This is a genomic window from Stenotrophomonas sp. (assembly GCF_036662295.1).
GTDB lineage: Bacteria > Pseudomonadota > Gammaproteobacteria > Xanthomonadales > Xanthomonadaceae > Stenotrophomonas.
This window is the reverse complement of the sequence record NZ_JAVWXA010000053.1, coordinates 20404-25751: the sequence shown is the minus strand read 5'-3', so window position 1 is coordinate 25751 and position 5348 is coordinate 20404. Positions and strand designations below refer to the sequence as shown.

The following is a 5348-nucleotide window of genomic DNA, read 5'->3' as shown; positions in this document are numbered from 1 at the left end:
CCACCGCCCAGGATCATGATCTTGTCGCGGTTGCTCGGCGCCGCTTCGCACTCGTCCTCGTAGGTCGAATACAGATAGGCGGTGCTGGTGGCGAACTCGGCCGCGCAGGAGTCCACGCGCTTGTAGACCGGGCGCACCTTGTGGGCGCGACGCAGCGCGCGCACGGCCGCTTCGTTGGTGCCGGTCAGTTCGGCCAGGCGGGCATCGGAGAAGCCGGCGCGCTTGAGCTTGCGCAGGCGCGCCGCGTCCAGCGCGTCGATGCCCTCGGCGGCGACCTGCGCTTCGGCCTGGATGATCTCCTCGATCTGGTCCAGGAACCACGGGTCGATGTGCGACAGGGCGAACACCTCTTCCACGCTGAAGCCGGCGCGGAAGGCATCACCCACGTAGAACAGGCGCTCCGGGCCGGGGGCCTTGAGCTCGCGCTTGATCGTGGTGATGTCGTCTTCATTGGCCAGGTCCAGGCCGGTCGGGTCCAGGCCGATCTTGCCGGTCTCCAGGCCACGCAGCGCCTTCTGCAGCGATTCCTGGAAGGTGCGGCCCATCGCCATCACCTCGCCCACCGACTTCATCTGGGTGGTCAGGCGCGCATCGGCGGCCGGGAACTTCTCGAAGGCAAAGCGCGGGATCTTGGTGACCACGTAATCGATCGACGGCTCGAACGAGGCCGGGGTCAGCCCGCCGGTGATCTCGTTCTTCAACTCGTCCAGCGTGTAGCCCACGGCCAGCTTGGCGGCGACCTTGGCGATCGGGAAGCCGGTGGCCTTGGAGGCCAGCGCCGAGGAGCGCGACACGCGCGGGTTCATTTCGATCACCACCACCCGGCCGTTGGTCGGGCTGATGCCGAACTGCACGTTGGAGCCACCGGTATCCACGCCGATCTTGCGCAGCACGGCGATGGAGGCATCGCGCAGGCGCTGGTATTCCTTGTCGGTCAGGGTCTGGGCCGGGGCCACGGTGATCGAGTCACCGGTGTGCACGCCCATCGGGTCCAGGTTCTCGATCGAGCAGACGATGATGCAGTTGTCGGCGGTGTCGCGCACCACCTCCATCTCGAATTCCTTCCAGCCCAGCACCGACTCTTCCACCAGCACTTCGGTGGTCGGGGACAGCTCCAGGCCGCGGGTCACGATATCGACCAGCTCTTCGCGGTTGTAGGCGATGCCGCCACCGCTGCCGCCCAGGGTGAAGCTGGGGCGGATGATGGTCGGGTAGCCGACGCGGGTCTGGATCTCCAGCGCTTCTTCCAGCGTATGGGCCACCGCGGCGGTCGGGCACTCCAGCCCGATCTCGCCCATGGCCACGCGGAACAGCTCGCGGTCTTCGGCCATGCGGATCGCATCGCGCTTGGCGCCGATCAGCTCGACGTTGTACTTCTCCAGCACGCCGTGGTCGGCCAGGTCCAGGGCGCAGTTCAGCGCGGTCTGGCCGCCCATGGTCGGCAGCAGGGCGTCGGGCTTTTCCTTGGCGATGATCTTCTCGACCGTCTGCCAGTTGATCGGCTCGATGTAGACCGCATCGGCCATCTCCGGGTCGGTCATGATCGTGGCCGGATTGCTGTTGACCAGCACCACGCGATAGCCCTCGTCGCGCAGCGCCTTGCAGGCCTGCGCGCCGGAGTAATCGAACTCGCAGGCCTGGCCGATGACGATCGGGCCGGCACCGATGATGAGGATGGTTTTAAGGTCAGTGCGCTTGGGCATTGTCTTCTCTAAGTCAGTACAGCGTGTCGGGGTGATCGCACGCTGTCGATCAGGAAACTTCCGGGGTGCAGCGCCGCGCCGAAGGCAGCGGCAGTGCAGGACTTCGCGATCCCTCGCGATGCCGCCGGACGCGCCGGCGGCGACGCATCAGGCCTTGGCCTGCGCCATCAGTTCCACGAAACGGTCGAACAGCGGGCTCACATCGTGCGGGCCCGGCGAGGCTTCCGGGTGGCCCTGGAAGGAGAACGCCGGCACGTCGGTGCGCGCGATGCCCTGGTTGGTGCCGTCGAACAGCGAGCGGTGGGTGACCCGCAGGGTGGCCGGCAGCGTGGCTTCATCCACCGCGAACCCGTGGTTCTGCGAGGTGATCATCACCCGGCCATCGTCCAGGTCCTGCACCGGGTGGTTGGCGCCGTGGTGGCCGTGGCCCATCTTGACCGTCTTGGCGCCGGAAGCCAGCGCCAGCAGCTGGTGGCCCAGGCAGATGCCGAACACCGGCAGCTTCTTGTCCAGGAACACCTTGATCGCCTCGATCGCGTAGTCACACGGCTCCGGATCGCCCGGGCCATTGGACAGGAACACGCCGTCCGGGTTCATCGCCAGCACGTCGGCGGCCGGGGTCTGCGCGGGCACCACGGTGATGTCGCAGCCGCGCTCGGCCAGCATGCGCAGGATGTTGAGCTTGGCGCCGAAGTCGTAGGCCACCACCTTGAAGCGCGGCGCGGCGGTGACGAAGTCGTTGCTGTCCAGGTCCAGCTGGCCCTCGGTCCAGGGATAGGCCTTGTCGGTGCTCACCACCTTGGCCAGGTCCATGCCCTTCAGGCCGGGGAACTTGCGTGCCGCTTCCAGCGCCGTCTCCACGTTGAGGCCTTCGCCGGCCATCAGCGCGCCGTTCTGGGCACCGCGCTCACGCAGGATGCGGGTCAGCTTGCGGGTATCGATGCCGGCGATGGCGACCACGCCCCGCTGCAGCAGCCAATCCTGCAGCGACACCTGGCTGCGCCAGTTGCTCGGGCGGCGCGGCACGTCGCGCACGATCAGGCCGGCCGACCACACCTTGTGGGCTTCGTCGTCCTGGTCGGTCATGCCGGTGTTGCCGATATGCGGGTAGGTCAGCGTGACCATCTGCCGGGCGTAGGAAGGATCAGTCAACACTTCCTGGTAGCCGGTCAGCGCGGTGTTGAACACCACCTCACCGACGGACAGGCCGGGCGCGCCTACGGATTCGCCCTCGAATACGGTGCCGTCTTCGAGGACGAGGATTGCGGCTTGGGTCACGGAATTCTCACTTTGGCTACCGATGGGGTCACCGAAGTCACGCCTGCGCTTCACGAAAAAGCGGCTGCAAAAAAGCGCGGACGGCGGTTCGGGACCGGTCCGGCTGTCGTGATTCGGCGAGCGGGAATTGTAATGGCAAGGGGGCCGCGACGCCAGCGTTTACGTGCATCCGCCGACGTACGGACGCGCTGGCGCCGTTTGGTGTTCAGGCTGCCCTTCACCTGTTCAGGAAAGCGCCTGCATCGACCACCGCGCCCCGTGGCGGGGCGCCGGCGGTGTCTCAGCCGGCGCTGGCCGGTGCCGGCCCGGCCAGCAGGTCGCGCACGCGATAGCTGCCGGGCGCCCGCCCCTGCAGCTGGCGGGCGGCAAACAGCGCCCCGCGCGCGAAGATGTCGCGGTTGGTGGCACGGTGGGTGAGTTCGATGCGCTCGCCCAGCCCGGTGAACTGCACCAGGTGCTCGCCCACGATGTCGCCCGCGCGCAGGCTGGCGTAGTGCGGCTGTGCCCCGCCCTTCTGCGCGGCCGCGCCCAGGGTGAGCGCGGTGCCCGAGGGCGCGTCCTGCTTGTGCACGTGGTGCGATTCGACGATGTCGCAGTCCCAGCCGGCCAGGGCCGTGGCGGCGCGCTCCACCAGTTCGTCCAGCACCGCCACGCCCAGGCTGAAATTGGAGGCCCACACCAGCGGGATGCCGGCAGCGGCCTGGATCAGCGCCTGGCGCTGGGCTTCGCTGATGCCGGTGGTGCCCGACACCAGGCCGGCCTGGCGCTCCACGCACAGTGCCAGCACCGGGTCGAAGCCCTCGGGTAGGCTGAAGTCGATGGCCACGTCGAATGGCGGCGCACCGGCCAGCTCGCTGGCGGCAAAGTGCGGCACGCCGTCGATCACGCGCTGCACCGGCGAGCGTCGGGTCACGGCGGCAACGACCTGCAGGTCGGGGGAATCGGCGGCAAGGCGCAGCAGGGCCTGGCCCATGCGGCCGGAGGCACCGTGGATGAGCAGGCGAAGAGGAGTGGTGGTCATGCGCGCAGGCTAGCCGGTGGCGGCAAGCCTGCACAAGAGGATATCGCCCATGGCGCATGCAGCGGCCGCCGCGGCGGGCGCGACGCCGCTTGCTACCCTGTGCGTCCCTGTCGCCACCGCCTGCTCCCGTGCTGCCTGCCTGCTCCCCTGCCCTGTCCACCTGCCGCGCCTGCCGCGTCGGTGCGTGCTGCGTGCACCCCTGACATGCGCATCTCCGAAGTCGCCCGGCGCAGCGGCGCCAGCCAGAAGGCGATCCGCCTGTACGAGGCGCGCGGGCTGCTGGCGCCGGTGCCGCGGATCAACCGTTATCGCGACTACAGCGAGCAGGAACTCAACCTGGTGCTGTTGATCCGCCAGGCCCTGGCACTGGGCTTCCGGCTGGCCGACGTGGCGGCCCTGCGCCGCGACGACGGCGGCATCGCTTGGGCGCGCGTGCAGGCGATGCTGGCCGATCGGCAGCGCGCCGTGCGCGCGCAGGCCGCGCAGCTGCAGCAGCTCGATGCCGCGCTCAGCCAGTTGCAGGCCGAGGTGGCGATGCTGATCGACCAGGGCGAGACCGGGCCGCTGGAGGCATGCATGGCCGGCGGCGACTGCCTGGACGCTTGACTCTGCCCCATGGGGCAGACCGTAGCCTGCGCGCTCTTCATGCGAGCGTCCCCATGTCCCGATCCATCGTCATCCTGCTTGGCCACCCCAGCCGCGACAGCTTCTGCGGCGCGCTGGCCGAGCGCTATCACCAGGCCGCCACCGCGGCTGGCCATCGCGTGGTGCTGTTCGCACTGGGCGAGATCGACTTCGACCCGGTCCTGCCCCACGGCTACCGCCAGATCCAGCCGCTGGAGCCGGGCCTGCAGCAGATGAACGCCGCCATCGCCGACTGCGACCACCTGGTGCTGGTCTATCCCACGTGGTGGGGCGGCATGCCGGCGCTGCTGAAAGGCTTCTTCGACCGCGCCTTCCTGCCGGGCGTGGCATTCCGCTATCGCCAGGACTCGGTGTGGTGGGACCGGCTGCTGGCCGGCCGCAGCGCGCGGGTGATCACCACGCTGGACACCCCGCCCTGGTATTACCGCTGGGTGTACCGGATGCCGGGGCACCAGCAGGTGCGGCGCACGATCCTGGAATTCTGCGGCATCACGCCGGTGCGGATCACCGGCCTCGGCCCGGTGCGCAGCAGCACCCCGGCCCAGCGCGGTGCGTGGCTGTCGCAGGCCGAGCGCCTGGGCAGCAGGGCCCGGTGAGACAGGGGGGGGTAGAGCCACGCCATGCGTGGCTGGGCCGTACCCGTACGCCTGGACGAAGAGCAGCCACCCATGGGGTGGCTCTACCCTGGTCGGCGGCGGGTA

Annotated in this window: 5 protein-coding genes; 2 read left to right on the top strand and 3 right to left on the bottom strand. The window is 69.1% G+C overall.

Annotated features, from left to right (window positions below; all coding sequences use genetic code 11):
• From carB to dapB, 3 genes are all read right to left on the bottom strand, one after another.
• The coding region (gene carB, locus RSA25_RS11825) for a carbamoyl-phosphate synthase large subunit (protein WP_332809075.1) at nucleotides 1–1703 on the bottom strand (1703 nt) is incomplete at its 3' end.
• Nucleotides 1704–1850: 147 nt separating this feature from the next.
• The gene (carA, locus tag RSA25_RS11820; RefSeq protein WP_332809074.1) at nucleotides 1851–2981 is read right to left on the bottom strand and encodes a glutamine-hydrolyzing carbamoyl-phosphate synthase small subunit; all 1131 of its coding nucleotides are present in this window, start codon (nucleotides 2979–2981) and stop codon (nucleotides 1851–1853) included.
• A 280-nt stretch (nucleotides 2982–3261) separates the two neighbouring features.
• Complete coding sequence (gene dapB, locus RSA25_RS11815) at nucleotides 3262–4002, bottom strand: 4-hydroxy-tetrahydrodipicolinate reductase (RefSeq protein WP_332809073.1); 741 nt, start codon at nucleotides 4000–4002, stop codon at nucleotides 3262–3264.
• 204 nt (nucleotides 4003–4206) lie between these two features.
• Here dapB and RSA25_RS11810 point away from each other — a divergent pair, with 204 nt between their 5' ends.
• Both RSA25_RS11810 and RSA25_RS11805 read left to right on the top strand, forming a co-directional pair.
• Nucleotides 4207–4608: a MerR family transcriptional regulator gene (locus RSA25_RS11810; RefSeq protein ID WP_332809072.1), complete on the top strand. Its 402-nt coding sequence runs from the start codon at nucleotides 4207–4209 to the stop codon at nucleotides 4606–4608.
• Nucleotides 4609–4661: 53 nt separating this feature from the next.
• On the top strand, nucleotides 4662–5243 hold the full coding sequence (locus tag RSA25_RS11805; RefSeq protein ID WP_332809071.1) for an NAD(P)H-dependent oxidoreductase: 582 nt from the start codon (nucleotides 4662–4664) through the stop codon (nucleotides 5241–5243).
• The last annotated feature ends 105 nt before the right edge of the window (nucleotides 5244–5348 follow it).